Annotated in this window: 16 protein-coding genes and 1 pseudogene; 7 read left to right on the forward strand and 10 right to left on the reverse strand. The window is 70.7% G+C overall.

What is annotated here, in order from left to right:
* Positions 1-9: 9 nt before the first annotated feature.
* A complete protein-coding gene (locus ACFT32_RS15485; protein WP_382489250.1) occupies positions 10-957 on the reverse strand; it encodes a M28 family metallopeptidase in 948 nt (315 codons plus the stop codon).
* A gap of 349 nt (positions 958-1,306) precedes the next feature.
* Here ACFT32_RS15485 and ACFT32_RS15490 point away from each other — a divergent pair, with 349 nt between their 5' ends.
* Entirely contained in the window at positions 1,307-2,494 is a 1,188-nt protein-coding gene (locus ACFT32_RS15490; protein WP_382489252.1) for an RNA-guided endonuclease InsQ/TnpB family protein, read from the forward strand.
* 32 nt (positions 2,495-2,526) lie between these two features.
* Here ACFT32_RS15490 and ACFT32_RS15495 read toward each other — a convergent pair whose 3' ends face one another.
* Together ACFT32_RS15495 and ACFT32_RS15500 are read right to left on the reverse strand one after the other, a co-directional pair.
* Complete coding sequence (locus ACFT32_RS15495; protein WP_382489254.1) at positions 2,527-3,000, reverse strand: VOC family protein; 474 nt, start codon at positions 2,998-3,000, stop codon at positions 2,527-2,529.
* 7 nt (positions 3,001-3,007) lie between these two features.
* A complete protein-coding gene (locus ACFT32_RS15500) occupies positions 3,008-3,433 on the reverse strand; it encodes a winged helix-turn-helix transcriptional regulator (RefSeq protein WP_382489256.1) in 426 nt (141 codons plus the stop codon).
* A 166-nt stretch (positions 3,434-3,599) separates the two neighbouring features.
* Between ACFT32_RS15500 and ACFT32_RS15505 the strand changes: the two are divergent.
* Positions 3,600-4,679: pseudogene (locus tag ACFT32_RS15505) on the forward strand (MFS transporter); the annotation flags it as partial.
* Positions 4,680-4,759: 80 nt separating this feature from the next.
* Here ACFT32_RS15505 and rarD read toward each other — a convergent pair.
* Positions 4,760-5,710: an EamA family transporter RarD gene (rarD, locus tag ACFT32_RS15510; RefSeq protein WP_382490691.1), complete on the reverse strand. Its 951-nt coding sequence runs from the start codon at positions 5,708-5,710 to the stop codon at positions 4,760-4,762.
* Between the two features lie 196 nt (positions 5,711-5,906).
* On the reverse strand, positions 5,907-6,761 hold the full coding sequence (locus ACFT32_RS15515) for an SDR family oxidoreductase (RefSeq protein ID WP_382489258.1): 855 nt from the start codon (positions 6,759-6,761) through the stop codon (positions 5,907-5,909).
* Between the two features lie 91 nt (positions 6,762-6,852).
* On the opposite strand from ACFT32_RS15515, the gene ACFT32_RS15520 reads away from it, so the two are divergent.
* Positions 6,853-7,233 (forward strand): winged helix-turn-helix transcriptional regulator, encoded by a 381-nt coding sequence (locus ACFT32_RS15520; RefSeq protein WP_382489260.1) that lies wholly within the window; start codon positions 6,853-6,855, stop codon positions 7,231-7,233.
* 37 nt (positions 7,234-7,270) lie between these two features.
* Here ACFT32_RS15520 and ACFT32_RS15525 read toward each other — a convergent pair whose 3' ends face one another.
* The 5 genes from ACFT32_RS15525 to ACFT32_RS15545 form a co-directional block, all read right to left on the reverse strand.
* Complete coding sequence (locus ACFT32_RS15525) at positions 7,271-8,350, reverse strand: 2-oxoacid:ferredoxin oxidoreductase subunit beta (protein WP_382489262.1); 1,080 nt, start codon at positions 8,348-8,350, stop codon at positions 7,271-7,273.
* A complete protein-coding gene (locus ACFT32_RS15530; RefSeq protein WP_382489263.1) occupies positions 8,343-10,271 on the reverse strand; it encodes a 2-oxoacid:acceptor oxidoreductase subunit alpha in 1,929 nt (642 codons plus the stop codon). The genes ACFT32_RS15525 and ACFT32_RS15530 overlap by 8 nt, the downstream gene beginning before the upstream one ends.
* Before the next feature lie 149 nt (positions 10,272-10,420).
* Positions 10,421-11,080, reverse strand: coding sequence for a LuxR C-terminal-related transcriptional regulator (locus ACFT32_RS15535; protein ID WP_382490693.1), 660 nt, complete (start codon positions 11,078-11,080; stop codon positions 10,421-10,423).
* 240 nt (positions 11,081-11,320) lie between these two features.
* Positions 11,321-12,685: a sensor histidine kinase gene (locus ACFT32_RS15540; protein ID WP_382489265.1), complete on the reverse strand. Its 1,365-nt coding sequence runs from the start codon at positions 12,683-12,685 to the stop codon at positions 11,321-11,323.
* A gap of 154 nt (positions 12,686-12,839) precedes the next feature.
* The gene (locus ACFT32_RS15545) at positions 12,840-14,063 is read right to left on the reverse strand and encodes a sensor histidine kinase (RefSeq protein ID WP_382489267.1); all 1,224 of its coding nucleotides are present in this window, start codon (positions 14,061-14,063) and stop codon (positions 12,840-12,842) included.
* A 223-nt stretch (positions 14,064-14,286) separates the two neighbouring features.
* Between ACFT32_RS15545 and ACFT32_RS15550 the strand changes: the two genes are divergently transcribed.
* Genes ACFT32_RS15550 through ACFT32_RS15565 form a run of 4 tightly spaced genes read left to right on the forward strand, consistent with a single transcriptional unit; the run spans position 14,287 to position 18,012 of the window.
* The gene (locus ACFT32_RS15550) at positions 14,287-14,694 is read left to right on the forward strand and encodes an NADH-quinone oxidoreductase subunit A (RefSeq protein WP_382489269.1); all 408 of its coding nucleotides are present in this window, start codon (positions 14,287-14,289) and stop codon (positions 14,692-14,694) included.
* On the forward strand, positions 14,685-15,305 hold the full coding sequence (locus tag ACFT32_RS15555) for an NADH-quinone oxidoreductase subunit B (RefSeq protein WP_382489271.1): 621 nt from the start codon (positions 14,685-14,687) through the stop codon (positions 15,303-15,305). Before ACFT32_RS15550 ends, ACFT32_RS15555 begins: the two co-directional genes overlap by 10 nt.
* Positions 15,302-17,047, forward strand: coding sequence for an NADH-quinone oxidoreductase subunit C (locus ACFT32_RS15560; protein WP_382489272.1), 1,746 nt, complete (start codon positions 15,302-15,304; stop codon positions 17,045-17,047). Before ACFT32_RS15555 ends, ACFT32_RS15560 begins: the two co-directional genes overlap by 4 nt.
* Positions 17,044-18,012 (forward strand): NADH-quinone oxidoreductase subunit H, encoded by a 969-nt coding sequence (locus tag ACFT32_RS15565; protein ID WP_382489274.1) that lies wholly within the window; start codon positions 17,044-17,046, stop codon positions 18,010-18,012. The genes ACFT32_RS15560 and ACFT32_RS15565 overlap by 4 nt, the downstream gene beginning before the upstream one ends.
* Positions 18,013-18,014 lie beyond the last annotated feature (2 nt).

Below are 18,014 nucleotides of genomic sequence, written 5' to 3' on the forward strand. Positions count from 1 at the left end.
CGAACGGAACTACTCCGACAGCTCCCACACCGCGTACGCGACCGCGTCGCTGTTGCGGTCGAGGGCCGTGTCGTTGATGTTGGCGGTGGTGTCGCAGGAGGAGTGGTAGCAGCGGTCGAAGGCCTGCCCGGCCGTACCGCCCCACTTGGCCGCCTGCGCCGCCGTCTTCGCGCGGCTAGCCCCGGTGAACAGGCCGCCCACCGGCACGCCCGCGCTCTTGAACGGCGCGTGGTCGGAGCGGCCGTCGCCCTCGGTCTCGATCTCGGTCGGGACGCCGAGGCCGCTGAAGTACTCCTTGAAGGTCTTCTCGACCGCCGGGTCGTCGTCGTAGACGAAGTAGCCCGGGTTCGAGGAGCCGATCATGTCGAAGTTGAGGTAGGCGCTGATCCTCGAACGGTCCCCGGTCGCCAGCCGGTTGACGTAGTAGCGGGAGCCGACCAGGCCGAGTTCCTCCGCGCCCCACCAGGCGAACCGCAGATGCTTGGTGGGCTTGTACTGCGCCCGTGCCACGGCGAGGGCGGTCTCCAGGACGGCGGCCGAGCCGGAACCGTTGTCGTTGATGCCGGGCCCGGAGGAGACGCTGTCGAGGTGTGAGCCGGCCATCACGACCTGGCTCGTGTCACCGCCGGGCCAGTCGGCGATCAGGTTGTAGCCGGTGCGTCCCGAGGCGGTGAACTGCTGGAGCGTGGTGGTGAATCCGGCGGCATCCAGCTTGGCCTTCACATAGTCGATCGAGGCCTTGTAGCCGGTCCTGCCGTGCGCGCGGTTGCCGCCGTTGGCGGTGGCTATGGACTGCAGCTGGGTCAGATGGGCCTTGACGCCCGACAGGGGGATGTCGGGCGCAGCCGCCGGTCTCGGGGGAGCGGACGCGGCATCGGCCACGGCACCGCCGGTCAGGAGCATGACAGTCGCTATGCCGCCTGCTGCCACGGCACGCGCGGAAACGGAGAGCTTCATGTGGGGACTCCGAGTTCCTACGGGCAGCCCGTGGGGTGTCCGCAGGCCGCCCACGCTGAATGGGGTGCCTGGATGGTGGAGCTGGCACTGACTTTCCGTCAAGAGATGTATTCGGCCAGGGCGTTGTGATGGCCTGATGCTACGCCGGGGAAGACTCGCATCCCGTGACGGCGACGGGCGCCCAGGAGACCGGACGCCGCAAGGCTGGCCGCAGGGCCGAAGAAGCGAACGCGTGTGCCCGTGATCGCTGGTTGTGGTGGCCCCATCGCGATGACGGTACGGGTGTGTGCATGTCGCACGTACGGTCCAGTCGTTGAGGTCGGGATGAGCGGGCGGGGGAGGAGTGCCGGTGGTGAAGGAGGGTGGGCTGGCCCGGTACGCGTACCGGCTTCGCGTGTCGTCGACGGCCTGCACGGCGCTGCTGGCGGAGTGGGACCGCTGCCGGTGGATCTGGAACGAATGCATCGCACGCTCGAAGAAGGCTCACCAAGAGGGGGAGAAGTGCGGTCCTGCCAGGCTGGACAGGATGCTGACCGAGGCCCGTGCCGTGACGCCGTGGCTGGCCGAGGGCTCGTCGGTGCCGCAGCAGCAGCTCATCCGCGACTTCGGCAAGTCCCGCGCGAAGGCGCTCAAGGACATCAAAGACCGTCTTCCACAGCGGCAGCGGGCCGGTATGCCGACATACAAGAAGAAACGTGAGGCCGACCCCACCCTCAACTACACGCGGCGCGGTTTCCGGCTCAAGGACGGGCGCCTGCACCTGGCCGGGAACATCGTGCTGACAGTGGTGTGGACCCGCGCGCTGCCCGCCGAACCGTCCAGTGTGCGCGTGTACCGGGACAGCGTCGGCCACTGGTACGCATCGTTCGTCGTTCCCGCTGCTGCCCAGCCGCTGCCCGCCACCGGCCGCGTCATCGGGATCGACTGGGGTGTGAAGGAGACCGCCACCACCACCTCGGACGCCCACGACCTCCCGCACGCCGGACACGGCAGGAAAGCCAGGGCGAAGCTGATGCGGTACGACCGGATGATGGACCGCCGCAGACCCGCCAAGGGGCAAGCGGCGTCGAAGGGCTACCGCGAGGCGAAGAAGCGGCGCGCCAAGGCGTGCAAGAAGGTCGCCCGTCAGCGGCAGGACACCGCACGCAAGTGGGCCAAACGCGTCGTGACCGACCACGATGCCATCGCGGTGGAGGACTTCCGCCCGAAGTTCCTCGCCAGGACATCGATGGCCCGCAAGGCAGCGGACGCCGCGATCGGAGCCACCAAGAAGGCCCTGATCGAGATGGGCCGCAGACACGGGCGCGACGTGCGCCTGGTGCATCCCGCGCACACCACCATGGACTGCGCGCAGTGCGGAGCGAGAACCAAGCACGCACTGCCGCTGTCGGAACGTACCTACACCTGCACCGCGTGCGAAGCGGTATTCCCCAGGGACAAGAACTCCGCACGCGTGATGCTGATCCGGGCAGGTCTGAACCCGGCTGGTGTCGAGGGCACAAGACCTCCTGGAGCAATGCTCCAGGAGGCAGCCTGAGCCAGGAATCCCCTCCCTTCAGGGGGGAGCATTCAATGCACGCAGAACTCGTTCCCCTCCGGGTCCGCCATCAGGGCCCACTCGCCGCCCTGCTCCGCCACGCGCCGCAGCACCCTCGCCCCGAGCCCTTCCAGCCGCGCGACCTCCTCCTCGCGCCGCCCCTCGCCCGGGTGCAGATCGAGGTGGAGCCGGTTCTTGACCGTCTTGGTCTCCGGCACCCGCTGGAACAGCAGCCGCCGCCCCAGCCCGGTCCCGCTCTCCTCCTCGAACGGGTCCTCGGGGTGCCGTACGGCGATCAGGTCGCGGAAGGCGTGACGGCCGTGCGACTCGACGATCAGCTCCTCCGGCACGACACCGGCGCCGAGCAGCTTCCCGATGAGGACGCTGTTGTCCTCGACCTCGTAGTGGAGCGCGGCGGCCCAGAAGTCGGCCTGCGCGTGCGGGTCGTTCGCGTCGATGACGACCTTCCAGTGCACGGGGGCGGGGCGTGCCGGTGTCTGTGTCATGTACCAGTTATACGGGCCGGGTGTCGTACGCGGTCCGGGCCGCGGCGATCTCGTCCTGGTGTTCCTCCGTCCAGGTCACCAGGGACTGGATCGTGGTGTGCAGGGTCCTGCCGAGGGAGGTCAGTTCGTACTCGACCCGCGGCGGCACCACCGGGTGCACGGTCCGCTTCACCAGCCCGTCCCGCTCCAGCGAGCGCAGGGTCACCGTCAGCATCCGCTGGCTGACCCCGTCGATCTCCCGGCGCAGCTCGGTGAAGCGCAGCCGCCGGTTCTCCAGCAGCGCGATGACCAGCAGCGACCACTTGTCGGCGATCCGGTCGAGGATCTGCCGGACCTGGCAGTCCTCCCGGGTGTCCCACTGGAAGGGATCGGCGTCGCCGTAGTCCACGGTGCTCTCGCAGTTACTCGGTGACTTCGAAGTGCCTTCTTCCATGCCACTCGATGCTGCCGCAGGCTGGTCATGGTTACAAGAGGGAACCGACCCTCAGTTGCGTAACCGACTGACGGTGGAGGAGTGTGGACTGATGGGCACCCGTGCCTGGGCGCTGTTGTTCGTTCTGTGCGGAACGATCTTCCTCGAAGGCATCGACGTCGCGATGATGGCGGTGGCGATCCCGGCCATCCGCTCCGACCTGGGGCTGGGCACCGACACCGCGGCGTGGGTGATGAGCGCCTACGTGCTCGGCTACGCCGGCTTCACGCTCCTGGGCGGCCGTGCCGCCGACCTGCTCGGCAGGCGCCGGATGTTCCTGCTCTGGCTCACCGTCTTCCTCGGCTTCTCGGGGCTCGGCGGCTTCGCGACCGAGGGCTGGATGCTGGTCGTAGCCCGGTTCGTGACGGGTGTCGCCGCCGCGTTCATGACGCCCGCCGCGCTCTCCCTGATCACCACGTCGTACGAGCAGGGCCCGCAGCGCAACAAGGCCCTGCTGATCTTCGCCGGGACGGGCGCGGCCGGCTTTTCCCTCGGCCTGATGATCGGCGGTCTGCTCACCGAGCTCGGCTGGCGCTGGGTGTTCTTCGCGCCCGTGCTGCTGGCCGCGGCCCTGCTCGTCGCGGCCGTACGGCTGATCCCCGGGCGCGGCACGCCACCGGCCCGCCGGGGCACCTTCGACCTGCCCGGCGCGATCACCGCCGCCGGCGCGATGCTGCTGGCCGCCTACACCGTCGTACGCCTGGAGCACGGCCTGAACGGCTGGCCGCTCACCGTGGCCTCGGGGCTGGCGGCGCTGCTGCTGGCCGGTGCCTTCGTCGCGGCCGAACGCCGCTGCCCGGACCCGCTCGTCCGCCTCGGCATCCTGCGTCAGGGCCCGGTCGTGCGCGCCGACCTGGGGGCGCTGCTCTTCCTCGGCGCCTTCTTCGGCTTCCAGTTCATCGTCACGCTCTATCTGCAGGAACTGCGCGGCTGGTCGTCCCTCGAGACGGCGCTGGCCCTGATTCCCATGGGCATCGACGCAGTCCTCGCCCCGACGCTCACGCCGCGGCTGGTCGCCCGCTGGGGCAACGCCCGCGTGATCGTCGGCGGTTTCGTCCTGGCCGTGGCCGCGTACGCGCTGTTCCTGCCGGTCGGCATGGACTGGGTCTACGCCGCGATGTTCCCCACGCTGTTCCTGGCGGGCTTCGCCTTCGCCCTGGCCTACGGGCCGCTGACCATCGCGGCCACGGACGGGGTCGCCGAGTCCGAGCAGGGGCTGGCCGGCGGGCTGCTGACCACCGCCACGCAGTTCGGCTCGGCGATCGGCATCTCGGCGGTGACCGCGGTCTACGGCCTGGCGTCCACCGGGTCCGGCCCCGAGGCCACGCTCTCGGCGTTCCGGGCGGCGCTGGTCGTGCCGGTCGTCCTGGTGGTGCTGGGCACGCTGATCTCGTCGGTGAGCGCGCGGGCGGCGCGGCGGGCGGTGCGCAGCGCGTCCCAGGTGAGCAGCGTCAGCGCCAGCCACACCAGCGCGAACCCGGCCCAGCGCTCCGGCGGCATCTCCTCGTGGAAGTAGAGGATGCCGAGCAGGAACTGGATGACCGGAGTCGAGTACTGCAGCAGGCCGATGGTGGACAGGGGCACGCGGATGGCGGCCGCGCCGAAGCAGATCAGGGGCAGCGCGGTGACGATGCCGGCCGAGGCGAGCAGGGCCGCGTGTCCCGCGCCCTCGGTGGTGAAGGTGGAATCGCCCCGCGCGGTCAGCCACACGAGGAAGCCGAGCGCGGGCAGGAACTGGATCGCGGTCTCGGCGGCCAGCGACTCGAGGCCGCCGAGGCCCACCTTCTTCTTCACCAGCCCGTAGGCGGCGAAGGAGAAGGCGAGGCAGAGGGAGATCCACGGGGGCCGGCCGTAGCCGATGGTCAGCACGACGACCGCCACGCAGCCGGTCCCGACCGCCGCCCACTGCACCGGCCGCAGCCGCTCCTTCAGCAGCAGCACGCCGATCCCGATGGTGACCAGCGGGTTGATGAAGTACCCGAGCGAGGCCTCGACGACGTGCCCGGAGTTCACGGACCAGATGTACAGGCCCCAGTTGACGGTGATGACCGCCGCGGCGACCGTGATCAGCGCCAGCTTGCGCGGCTGCCGCAGCAGCTCACCGGCCCAGGCCCAGCGGCGCAGCACGAGCAGGGCGGCGCCCACGAAGACCAGCGACCACACCATCCGGTGGGCCAGGATCTCCACCGCCCCCGCCGGCTTCAGCAGGGGCCAGAACAGGGGGACGAGCCCCCACATCCCATAGGCCGCGAAGCCGTTCAGCAGCCCTATTCGCCCCTCGCCCCTCGGCTTGCCGGTCACGGCCCCCTCCTTCGCACGTGGTGTTCCGCGACCACGAAGGTAACGCCGAGCACCCCCGGCTGTCATGGCCGTATCGGCATACGGTCATGACAGCCCGGGGGTGAGGTGGCTCATGGGCCCGTCGGACTGAGGTTCAGCCCTTGAGCGCGGCGGCGATGGCCTCGGAGAACGGCGTGGTCGGACGGCCGGCCAGGCGGGACAGGTCGCCGGTGGAGACGACCAGCTCACCCTTCTCGATGGAGGCGTCGACCCCGGCCAGGATCTGGGCGAACTGCTCGGGCAGGCCGGCGCCGGCCAGGATGCCGGTGAGCACCTCGGGGGTGACCGCGTTGTAGGTGATCTCCTTGCCGGTCTGCCGGCTCAGCTCGGCCGCGTACTCGGCGAAGCTCCACGCGGAGTCGCCGCCCAGCTCGTACGTCTTGTTCTCGTGCCCCTCACCGGTCAGCACGGCGACGGCGGCAGCGGCGTAGTCGGCGCGGGAGGCGGAGGAGACCCTGCCCTCGCCGGCGGCGGCGACGACCGCGTTGTGCTCCAGCGTCGGGGCGAGGTTCTCGGTGTAGTTCTCGTGGTACCAGCCGTTGCGCAGCAGCGCGTAGGGCACGCCCGAGTCCAGCAGGGCCTCCTCGGTGCCGCGGTGGTCGTCGGCGAGCGCGGCGGTCAGGCTGCCCGGGGCGCTGGTGTACGCGAGCAGGGCGACCCCGGCCGCCTTGGCGGCGTCGATGACGACCTTGTGCTGCCGCACACGGCCCTTGTCGAACTCGTTGCCCGAGACCAGGAGGACCTTGTCACCGGCGGAGAAGAGGCCGTCGAAGGACGCGGGGGTGTTGTAGTCGGCCAGTGCGATCCTCACCCCGCGGTCCGCGAAGTCGGCGGCCTTCTCGGCGTTGCGGACTACCGCGGTGATCTGCTCGGCTGGAACCTTCTCCAGCAGCTGCTCCACGACGTGGCGGCCGAGCTGTCCGGTGGCTCCGGTGACGACGATGCTCATGGTGATGACTCTCCTTGTGGGGTGCGGTGGCACTAACCCTAGGAGGAGCGCTAACTGTTCGAAAGTACCCACTTTGAAGTAAGGTACTGGCATGGCAGTAAGTGATGGCGAGGCCCTGTGCCCGTACCGGCTCGTCCTGGAACACGTCACCAGCCGCTGGGGCGTGCTCGTCCTGATCGAGCTGCTGAACCGCCCGCACCGGTTCAGCGAGCTGCGCCGGGCGATCAGTCAGTACAACGGCCGGGGCGTCAGCGAGAAGATGCTCACGCAGACGCTCCAGACCCTGGAGCGCGACGGCCTCGTCGACCGCGACGCCAAGCCGGTGATCCCGCCCCGCGTCGACTACTCCCTCACCGACCTCGGCCGTGAGGCCGCCGAGCAGGTCAAGGCCCTCGCTCAGTGGACCCACCAGCGCATGGACGACGTGGAGAAGGCCCGCCTGGCCTACGACGAGACCCGGGCCGCGTCGTAGCGGTCCCGGGCCTGATCGCCGTACGGCGTGGTCGTGCTCAGCCGACGACCGTCCAGGTGTCCCCGCCCGCCAGCAGCGCGCCCAGGTCGCCCTTGCCGTGCTGCTCGATCGCGGTGTCGAGCTGGTCGGACATCTGCGTGTCGTAGACCGGCCGGTCGACCGAGCGGAGGACACCGATCGGCGTGTGGTGCAGGGTGTCCGGGTCGGCCAGGCGGGACAGCGCGAACGCCGTGGTCGGGGACGGGGAGTGCGCGTCGTGGACGAGCACCTGGTCCTCGTTGTCCGGCGTCACCGCGACCACCTTCAGGTCCCCGGTCAGCGGGTCCCGTACGACCCCCTTGGACAGGTCGCTGCCGAAGCGGATCGGCCGGCCGTGCTCCAGCCGGATCACGGCCTCCTCGGCCTGCTGCTTGTCCTTGAGGGCCTCGAAGGCGTTGTCGTTGAAGATGTTGCAGTTCTGGTAGATCTCGATCAGGGCCGTGCCCTGGTGGGCGGCGGCCTGGCGCAGCACCTCCGTCAGGTGCTTGCGGTCGGAGTCGACCGTCCGCGCCACGAACGACGCCTCCGCGCCGATCGCCAGCGACACCGGGTTGAAGGGCGCGTCCAGCGAGCCCATCGGCGTCGACTTGGTGATCTTCCCGACCTCGGAGGTCGGCGAGTACTGGCCCTTGGTCAGACCGTAGATCCGGTTGTTGAACAGCAGGATCTTGAGGTTCACATTGCGGCGCAGCGCGTGGATCAGGTGGTTGCCGCCGATGGACAGCGCGTCGCCGTCACCGGTGACGACCCACACCGACAGATCGCGGCGCGAACTCGCCAGACCGGTGGCGATGGCCGGGGCGCGGCCGTGGATGGAGTGCATCCCGTACGTGTTCATGTAGTACGGGAACCGGGAGGAGCAGCCGATGCCCGAGACGAAGACGATGTTCTCCTTCGCCAGGCCCAGCTCGGGCATGAAGCCCTGCACCGCCGCGAGGATGGCGTAGTCGCCGCAGCCGGGGCACCAGCGGACTTCCTGGTCGGACTTGAAGTCCTTCATCGACTGCTTCGCCTCGGCCTTGGGGACGAGGGAGAGCGCTTCGATGGTGCCCGTGCCGTGCGTGGACGTCTCAGCCATCGATGGCCTCCTTCAGAACCGTGGCGAGTTGCTCCGCCTTGAACGGCATGCCGTTGACCTGGTTGTACGACTGGGCGTCGACCAGGTACTTCGCCCGGATGAGCGTGGCGAGCTGCCCGAGGTTCATCTCGGGGACCACCACCTTGTCGTAACGCTCCAGCACCGCGCCCAGATTCCGCGGGAAGGGGTTGAGATGGCGCAGATGCGCCTGCGCGACGGACTCCCCGGCTCTGCGCAGCCGCCGCACCGCCGCCGTGATCGGCCCGTACGTCGAACCCCAGCCCAGCACCAGCGTCCGCGCCTCGTGCGGATCGTCCACCTCGAGGTCCGGGACGTCGATGCCGTCGATCTTGGCCTGCCGGGTGCGGACCATGAAGTCGTGGTTGGCCGGCGAGTAGGAGATGTTGCCCGTTCCGTCCTCCTTCTCGATGCCGCCGATCCGGTGCTCCAGACCCGGCGTGCCCGGGACCGCCCACGGCCGGGCCAGGGTCTGCGGGTCGCGCTTGTAGGGCCAGAACACCTCGGAGCCGTCGTCCAGGGTGTGGTTCGGGCCCTGCGCGAACTGCACCCGCAGGTCGGGCAGCTCGTCCAGGTCCGGGATCCGCCAGGGCTCGGAGCCGTTGGCCAGATAACCGTCGGAGAGGAGGAAGACCGGCGTGCGGTACGTCAGCGCGATCCGCGCCGCCTCCAGGGCCGCGTCGAAGCAGTCCCCCGGGGTGCACGGCGCGACGATCGGCACCGGAGCCTCGCCGTTGCGCCCGTACATCGCCTGGAGCAGGTCCGCCTGCTCGGTCTTGGTGGGCAGACCGGTCGACGGCCCGCCGCGCTGGATGTCCACGACCAGCAGCGGCAGCTCCAGCGAGACCGCGAGGCCGATGGTCTCCGACTTCAGCGCCACACCGGGACCGCTCGTCGTGGTCACGGCCAGCGCACCGCCGAAGGCCGCGCCCAGCGCGGCCCCGATACCGGCGATCTCGTCCTCGGCCTGGAAGGTCCGCACGCCGAAGTTCTTGTGTTTGGAGAGCTCGTGCAGGATGTCCGACGCCGGAGTGATCGGATACGACCCCAGGTACAGCGGCAGATCCGCCTGCCGGCTCGCGGCGACCAGGCCGTACGACAGGGCGAGGTTGCCGGAGATGTTGCGGTAGACACCCGGCGGGAACGCCGTGGCCGCCGGGGCCACCTCGTAGGAGACGGCGAAGTCCTCGGTGGTCTCGCCGAAGTTCCAGCCCGCCCGGAACGCGGCGATGTTGGCCGCCGCGATATCGGGCTTCTTGGCGAACTTGGACTTGAGGAACTTCTCCGTGCCCTCGGTGGGCCGGTGGTACATCCAGCTCAGCAGGCCCAGCGCGAACATGTTCTTGCTGCGCTCGGCCTCCTTGCGGCTGAGGTCGAACTCCTTCAGCGCCTCCACGGTGAGCGTGGTCAGCGGCACCGGGTGCAGGTGGTAGCCGTCCAGCGACCCGTCCTCCAGCGGACTGGTGCCGTAGCCGACCTTCTGCATCGCCCGTTTGGTGAACTCGTCCGTGTTGACGATCACCTCGGCGCCGCGCGGCAGGTCGCCGATGTTCGCCTTCAGCGCGGCCGGGTTCATCGCCACCAGCACGTTCGGCGCGTCACCGGGCGTGAGGATGTCGTGGTCGGCGAAGTGCAGCTGGAAGGACGACACACCCGGCAGGGTCCCGGCGGGCGCCCGGATCTCGGCCGGGAAGTTCGGCAGCGTCGACAGGTCGTTGCCGAACGACGCGGTCTCCGAGGTGAAGCGGTCGCCGGTGAGCTGCATACCGTCACCCGAGTCCCCCGCGAACCTGATGATCACCCGGTCGAGACGACGGACGCCCTTGGCGCCCGACGCTTTGCGCTGCTCTCCTACGACTGGTCCGTCGGCCTGCTCCGCTGGGCTACTGACCTGGCTGGTCACTGAACTGGACCTCCCTCGAGGCGGCTGTCCCGGACAGGCCTTCCCGCAGGCCTCCCAGGATCAACCCTACGACCGTAAGGGTCGCCTTCTTTGTGTCATTCGCATCTTGGACGCGACTTTGGGGTGATCACACGCTCCTGCCGCGCATGTCAGGAATTGAGGTACGTGAGCACGGCCAGGACCCTGCGGTGGTCCCCGTCGCTCGGCGACAGCCCCAGCTTCAGGAAGATATTGCTGACGTGCTTCTCGACCGCTCCGTCGCTGACCACCAGCTGCCGGGCGATCGCCGAGTTCGTCCGCCCCTCGGCCATCAGCCCCAGGACCTCCCGCTCCCGCGGCGTGAGCCCCGCGAGCACGTCCTGCTTACGGCTGCGGCCCAGCAGCTGCGCGACCACCTCCGGGTCGAGGGCCGTACCGCCGTCGGCCACCCGCACCACCGCGTCCACGAACTCACGCACCTCGGCCACCCGGTCCTTCAGCAGATAGCCGACGCCCCGGCTGGACCCCGCGAGCAGCTCCGTGGCGTAGCGCTCCTCCACGTACTGCGACAGCACCAGCACACCGAGCCCCGGGTGCGCCTTGCGCAACCGCACCGCCGCCCGCACCCCCTCGTCGGTGTGCGTCGGCGGCATCCGCACATCGGCCACCACGACATCGGGCAGCTCGCCCTGCGCGTCCAGCTCGGTGATGGTCTTGATCAGTGCCTCGCCGTCACCCACCCCGGCGACGACCTCGTGCCCGCGGTCGGTCAGCAGCCGGGTCAGGCCCTCCCTGAGCAGCACTGAATCCTCGGCGATGACCACCCGCACCCTGTCCTCCACGATGTTCCGGCCCCCCACAGCCCGATGCCGCCCGTCCGCGGCCCACAACGGCCCCGCGCCCACCCGTGCGACGGGTCCAGCATTTCAGGATCGGGGGGTGGATGGGGGGCAGGACCGGCTTCTTGTCCGACCGAATCGGGGAGGGGGGCTCACTTTGTGATCCGGGCGGCGGAAGGGCGAAGGCCGTGGCCGGCGGGCGGAGCCCCCTGCCACGGCCCCGGCCGGAGGTCACCTCACGTACGCGCCCCGCCACGGCAACTCCGCGGTCACCCGGGTCGGACCGCCCGCCGGCGAGTCCACCACCAGGATCCCGTCCACCGCGTCGAGCCGGTCCGCCAGCCCCGCGAGGCCGGAGCCCTGGGACACGTCGGCCCCGCCCGCACCGTTGTCCACGACCTGCAGCATCAGCCGGTTCTCGGTCCGCCAGACCTCCACGCCCGCCCAGGTCGCCCGCGCGTGCTTGCTGACGTTCTGCAGCAGCTCCGACACCGTGAAGTACGCGATCCCCTCGATCGCCGGCGCCGGCCGCTCCGCCAGATCGACCTCGACCCGCACCGGCACCGTGCAGCGCGAGGCCACCGCCGACAGCGCCGCGTCAAGACCCCGGTCCGTCAGCACCGCGGGATGGATCCCCCGGGCCAGGTCCCGCAGCTCCTGCAGCGCCGTCTTCACCTCGCCGTGCGCCTCGTCCACCATCCGCGCGGCCGCCTCCGGATCCTCCTGGAGCTTCTCCTTCGCCAGCCCCAGATCCATGGCCAGTGCCACCAGCCGGGCCTGCGCCCCGTCGTGCAGATCCCGCTCGATGCGCCGCAGGTCGGCCGCCGCCGTGTCGACCACGACCCCCCGGTCCGACTCCAGCTCCACCACCCGCGAGGCCAGCCGCGACGGCCCCAGCAGCCCGTGCACCAGCAGCCGGTCCACCATCGTCAGCGCCCGCAGGATCCAGGGCATGGCGATCGTGAACAGCAGACCCACCAGCGCGGTCATCGTGATCTCGAAGGGGTTGTCGAGGTAGACCCGGTGCGTCTCGTCGCCGTACAACTGGACCCCGTCCTGGCCGGCGTACACCGGGAACACCCAGAACCACAGCGGATACGTCAGCAGCCCCCAGCCCAGCAGCCACACGTTCACGGCGACGGCGAACGAGAACACCGCCCAGGGCAGCTGCAGCAGCGCGTACAGCAGGGCCCGCCAGGAGGCGCCGCTCTTGAGGACGGCCCCCATCCACGCCATGGCGCCCGGCTTCCGCATCCGCAGCGGCTCCGGCTCCTCCACCTCCAGGTCCAGCAGCGCCCGCGCCCGGAACCGCTCCACCGCCCCGAAGCCGCGGCACCCGGCGAGCGCCGCCGCCAGCACCGGTACGCCGAGGAACGTCACCAGCAGCCCCGCCCCCAGCGACACCATCGTCACCGCGTAGACGAACAGCACGATGCTGATCGGCAGGCTGAGCAGCACATGGCCGAGTTCCCGCCAGGTGCGGCCCTCGACCGGCGCCCGCAGCGCGACGGGCAGCCGGTGCCGCCGTCGTTCGGTGCTCCCGGGGTACCCGGGCCCGCCGTCGAGCCCGTATCCCTGTCCGTACTCCGTGGCCATCGGCGTCGTCCTTCTCCTCGTCCTGCGGCTGTGCTCTCGATACCTCCACCCTGCTCCGCCGCAGGTCGGCGGACCATGGAGTCCGTCGGCGTCTTGGACGGGGGGTTTTCCCCACCTCCGGCCCAGCGGATTCCCGGCCCAGCGGTTTCCCGGCCTAGCGGTCGGTGCCCGCGGCGGAGGCGTCCGTGCGGTCGCGCCACGGCAGCTCCGCCGTGACCGTCGTCGGGCCGCCCTCGGGCGATTCCAGGACGAACAGGCCGTCCACCGCGCCCAGTCGGTCGGCCAGGCCCTTCATCCCCGTACCGCCGTCGAGACTCGCGCCGCCGCGGCCGTCGTCCCACACCTGGATGAGCAGCCGGTCGGCCGTCCGCCAGACATCCACCGACGCCGACTTCGCCCGGCTGTGCTTGCTGACGTTCTGCAGCAGCTCCGAGACGGTGAAGTAGGCGATGCCCTCGATGGCCGCCGCCGGCCGCGCGGGCAGGTCGGCCGTCACCTTCACCGGGACCGTGCAACGCGAGGCGACCGACGACAGGGCCGCGTCCAGGCCGCGGTCGGTCAGCACCGCGGGATGGATCCCGCGGGCCAGGTCCCGCAGCTCCTGGAGCGCCAGCTTCACCTCGCCGTGCGCCTCCTCGACCATCGCCGCCGCCGCGTCGGGGTCCTCCAGCACCTTCTCCTTGGCCAGGCCGAGACCCATGGCCAGTGCCACCAGCCGGGCCTGCGCCCCGTCGTGCAGATCCCGCTCGATGCGCCGCAGGTCGGCTGCCGCCGTGTCGACCACGACCCCCCGGTCCGACTCCAGCTCGGCGATGCGCCGCTCCAGCTCGTCCGAGGGCGACAGCAGCCCGCGCACCATGGCCCGGTCGGCGTTGGCCAGCCCCCGCGCGATGTACGGCAGCACCGGCCACAGCACGAACAGCGAGGTCAGCGTGATGGTGAAGGTGAGGACGCCCCACGGCAGCCGTATGAACTCGTACAGCACCGCACGCCAGCCCACCGGGTCCTTCAGCGACATCCACACCTGGGCGAGGAAACCGCCCGAGCCGCGCAGCGGCAGCCGGCTCGGCTCGTCCACCCGCACCCCGAGCAGCGCCCTGGCCCGCGCTCGCTCCAGCTTGCCCAACTGCCGCGCGCCCATGAGTCCGGCGGCGAGCAGCGGGAACCCGATCACCGTGACGGTCAGCCAGAAGCTGGTGAACAGCACCGTCATGACGTAGGTGAATCCGAGCAGGGAGAGAGGAAGGTTCGCCAGGAGGTGCGCGATCTCCTTCCAGGTGTGCCGGTCGTAGGCGAACCGGGGCGGCGGCGGGCGGTCGTCCTGCCCGGCCGTCGTCGCGGCCGCCTTGGTGCCGGTGGACGGGAAGCGTTCGGTCATACGCGTTAGCGTGCCCGGCCGTGGGCAGCCGCGCCATGAGGTGGACCGCCAGGATCGACTGAGGAAAACCCCACCCCCGCATGCCAGGGCGTGACGGGCTGCTTACCCTGCCTTTATCAGGGCCTAGACTCCCGTGCGTACAGATCGTCGAACAGCGGCGTCCGGGTGAACCGGGGGATCGTCGCGGGACCAGGTCCGATTTTCAAGGGAGCGAGGGACGGACGTGCCGGAACCGACCGTCGTCACCACGACCGTCGTCGCGGCGGACTACTTCCAGTCCTATTCGGTCGTCGGACTGCTCGCCGCCGTCGGCGTGCTGTTCGTCGCCGTCGCCTTCGGGGCCGGCCGCCTGCTGCGGCCCGTGGTCCCCACGCCCGAGAAGCTCCTGACGTACGAATGCGGCGTCGACCCCGTCGGCGAGGGCTGGGCCCACACCCAGGTCCGCTACTACGTCTACGCCTTCCTCTACGTGATCTTCGCCGTCGACTCGATCTTCCTGTTCCCCTGGGCGACCGTCTTCGCCGCCCCCGGCTACGGCGCGACGACCCTGGTCGAGATGTTCATCTTCCTCGGCTTCCTGGCCGTGGGCCTGCTCTACGCATACAAGAAGGGCGTCCTGGCATGGACGTGACCCCCGACGTGACCCCCGCCGGCCCTGAACCTGTGCTGCTTCCGGAACCGAAGCGGCTCGGCGCCCTCGCGCGCCTCGCACCCGAGCCGATGAAGGTGATCCTCAACTGGGGCCGCCGCTATTCGCTCTGGGTCTTCAACTTCGGCCTCGCCTGCTGTGCGATCGAGTTCATCGCCGCGTCGATGGCCCGCCACGACTTCATCCGGCTCGGCGTCATCCCGTTCGCCCCTGGCCCGCGCCAGGCCGACCTGATGGTCGTCTCCGGCACCGTCACGGACAAGATGGCCCCGGCGGTGAAGCGCCTCTACGAGCAGATGCCGGAGCCCAAGTACGTCATCTCCTTCGGCGCGTGCAGCAACTGCGGCGGCCCGTACTGGGACTCGTACTCCGTCACCAAGGGCGTCGACCAGATCATCCCCGTCGACGTCTACGTCCCCGGCTGCCCGCCCCGCCCCGAGGCGCTGCTCCAGGGCATCCTCAAGCTCCAGGAGAAGATCGCCCGCGAGTCGCTGGGGGAGCGGTACGGCACGGGGCGCCCCTCCGCGGCGGCGCTGCAGAGCGGCCTGGTGCGACCGCCGTCCTCGGGCTCGGCGTCGGGGGAGGGACGATGACCGCGGTCGGCTGGCTGCCCGCCGCCCCCGAGGAACTCTTCGGCCCGGACGCCACGGCCGAGGAGTCGTACGAGGTCCTGACGGTCGACGTCCCCCCGGCGACCTGGATCTCCGCCCTGGAGACCGCCCGTGACCGGCTCGGCTGCACCTATTTCGACTGGCTGAGCGCGGTCGACGAGCCGGGCACGGGCTTCCGCGTCACGGCCCACATCGCGGCCCTGTCCCCCCTCCGCCGCCTCCTCCTGCGTACGACGGTCCCGCACGAGACCCCCGCCCTGCCCTCCGCGGTCGGTGTCTACGCGGGTGCCGCCTGGCACGAACGCGAGACGCACGAGATGTTCGGCATCGCCTTCGAAGGCCACCCGGCACTCGACCACCTGCTCCTGCCCGACAGCTTCGAAGGCCACCCCCTGCGCAAGGACTTCGTCCTGGCCGCCCGCGTCGCCAAGGCCTGGCCCGGCGCGAAGGAACCCGGCGAGTCCGAACACGGCGGCCCCAAACGCCGCCAGATGCTCCCACCCGGCGTCCCCGACCCCAACGAATGGGGCCCCCTGAAGGGCCAACTCCCCCCGGCCCCGTCCCGCCCGACCCGAGCCGCAACACCCCGCACGGCAGGAGAACGCCCCGTACGGCGTGCACGTTCGGCGGGGGAGGGCTCAGCGAGCCAGGCGGCTGCCGGTGACTCGGCTACTCCGGCTCCGGCTGCTCCACGCCGCGCACGTTCGGCGGGGGAGGGCTCGGCGAGCCAGGCGGCTGCCGGTGACTCGGCTACTCCGGCTCCGGCTGCTCCACGCCGCGCACGTTCGGCGGCGGAGGGTTCTGCGAGCCAGGCTGCCGCGGGGGTCCCGGAAGCTCCGGCTCCGGTTGCGGGTGCGCCGCGTCGTGCGCGTTCGGCTGCGGAGGGTTCGGCGAGCCAGGCTGCTGCTGGTGAGGCGGCGGCTCCGGTTGCGGGTGCCCCGCGTGGTGCGCGTTCGGCGGCGGAGGGCTCGGCCAGTCAGTCCCCGCCCGGGGAGTCGACTGCTTCGGCTCCGACGGGGCCACGGCGTAGCCGCACGGCGGCGGAGGGTTCGGCGAGTCAGGCTGCCGCGGGGGTCCCGGAAGCTCCGGCTCCGGCTACGGGTGCCCCGCGTCGTGCGCGTTCGGCCGCGGAAGGCTCGGCCAGCCAGACCCCGCCCGGGGACACGGCACCCTCGTCCCCGGCCGCCGCCCCGCGTCGCACCCGTACCGCTGCGGACGGCTCGGCGAGCCAGACGCCCAGCGAATCGGAATCCCCGGCGACCGGCCCTGAGCCCTCGACGCCCGGGTCCGAATCCCCGGCGACCGGGTCCGAAGCAGTGGCGCCCGGGTCCGAAGCAGTGGCGCCCGGCACCGAGACGCCGACCGCCGCGCAGCCGGAGTCCCCCGACACCGAGGCCCAATCCCCGACCCCGTCGGCGGGACCGCGCCGCGCGCGCAGCGCGGCGGAGGGCAGCTCGAGCCAACGCGCCGAGTCCGACCAGGGGGACAGCCGGCCGGGCAGGTCCGCCCCCACTCCGCGCAGCTCGGACGCCCCCTGGCACCACGCCCGCCCGGCCTTCGACGAACCGGAACCGGAACCCGAACCGTCGCCCGAGACCGCGCCATCGTCGGCCCCCGAGCCCTCGGACGACTCGGAGACCCCCGAGCCCTCAAAGCCCACAGAGGCCACAGAGGCCACCGAGCCCACGGACAACCCCGACGAACCCACAGGAGGCCCGCGGTGAACGACGCCCTCGACGTCACCCTGCGACTCCTGGTCGTCTTCGTCGTCTTCCTCACCTTCCCCCTGATCATCGGCCAGACCGAACACAAGGTCATGGCCCACATGCAGGGCCGCCTCGGCCCCATGTACGCCGGCGGCTTCCACGGCTGGGCCCAGCTGATCGCCGACGGTGTGAAGTTCGCGCAGAAGGAGGACGTCGTCCCCGCGGGCGCGGACCGCCGTATCTTCCAACTGGCCCCCGCCGTCGCCCTGCTGCCCTACCTCCTCGTCCTGCTCGCCATTCCCATCGGCCCGGACGAGGGAGCCGTCGGCCAGGTCATCGACGCGGGTGTCTTCTTCGTCCTGGCCGTCATGGGCGTCGGCGTCCTCGGCTCGCTCATGGCCGGCTGGGCGTCCGCGAACAAGTTCTCCCTCCTCGGCGGCCTCCGCACCGCCGCCCAGCTCCTCGCCTACGAACTCCCGATGCTCCTGACCGCCGCCTCGGTCGCGATGGCGGCCGGCACGGTCTCCCTCCCCGGTATCCTCGACGCCTTCGAGTGGTGGTGGCTGCCCTGGCAGATCGTCGGCGCGATCGTCTTCTTCGTGGCCGGCCTCGCCGAACTCCAGCGCCCTCCCTTCGACATGCCCGTCGCCGACTCGGAGATCATCTTCGGCGCGTACACCGAATACACCGGCCTCCGCTTCGCCCTCTTCCTCCTCGCCGAGTACGCCGGAATCGTCGTCCTGTGCGGCCTGACCACCGTCCTCTTCCTTGGCGGCTGGCACGGCCCCTGGGGCGCCGACGGCCTCGGCTGGGTCTGGACCCTGCTGAAGACCGCCGTCCTCGCCTTCCTCGTGATCTGGCTGCGCGTCACCTACCCACGCCTGCGCGAGGACCAGCTCCAAAAGTTCGCCTGGACCCTCCTCGTCCCCCTGTCCCTCGCCCAGATCGCCCTCACCGGCGTCGTCAAGGTGGTGATCCAGTAACC

Source organism: Streptomyces sp. NPDC057002, from assembly GCF_042673825.1.
Classification (GTDB): Bacteria; Actinomycetota; Actinomycetes; order Streptomycetales; family Streptomycetaceae; genus Streptomyces.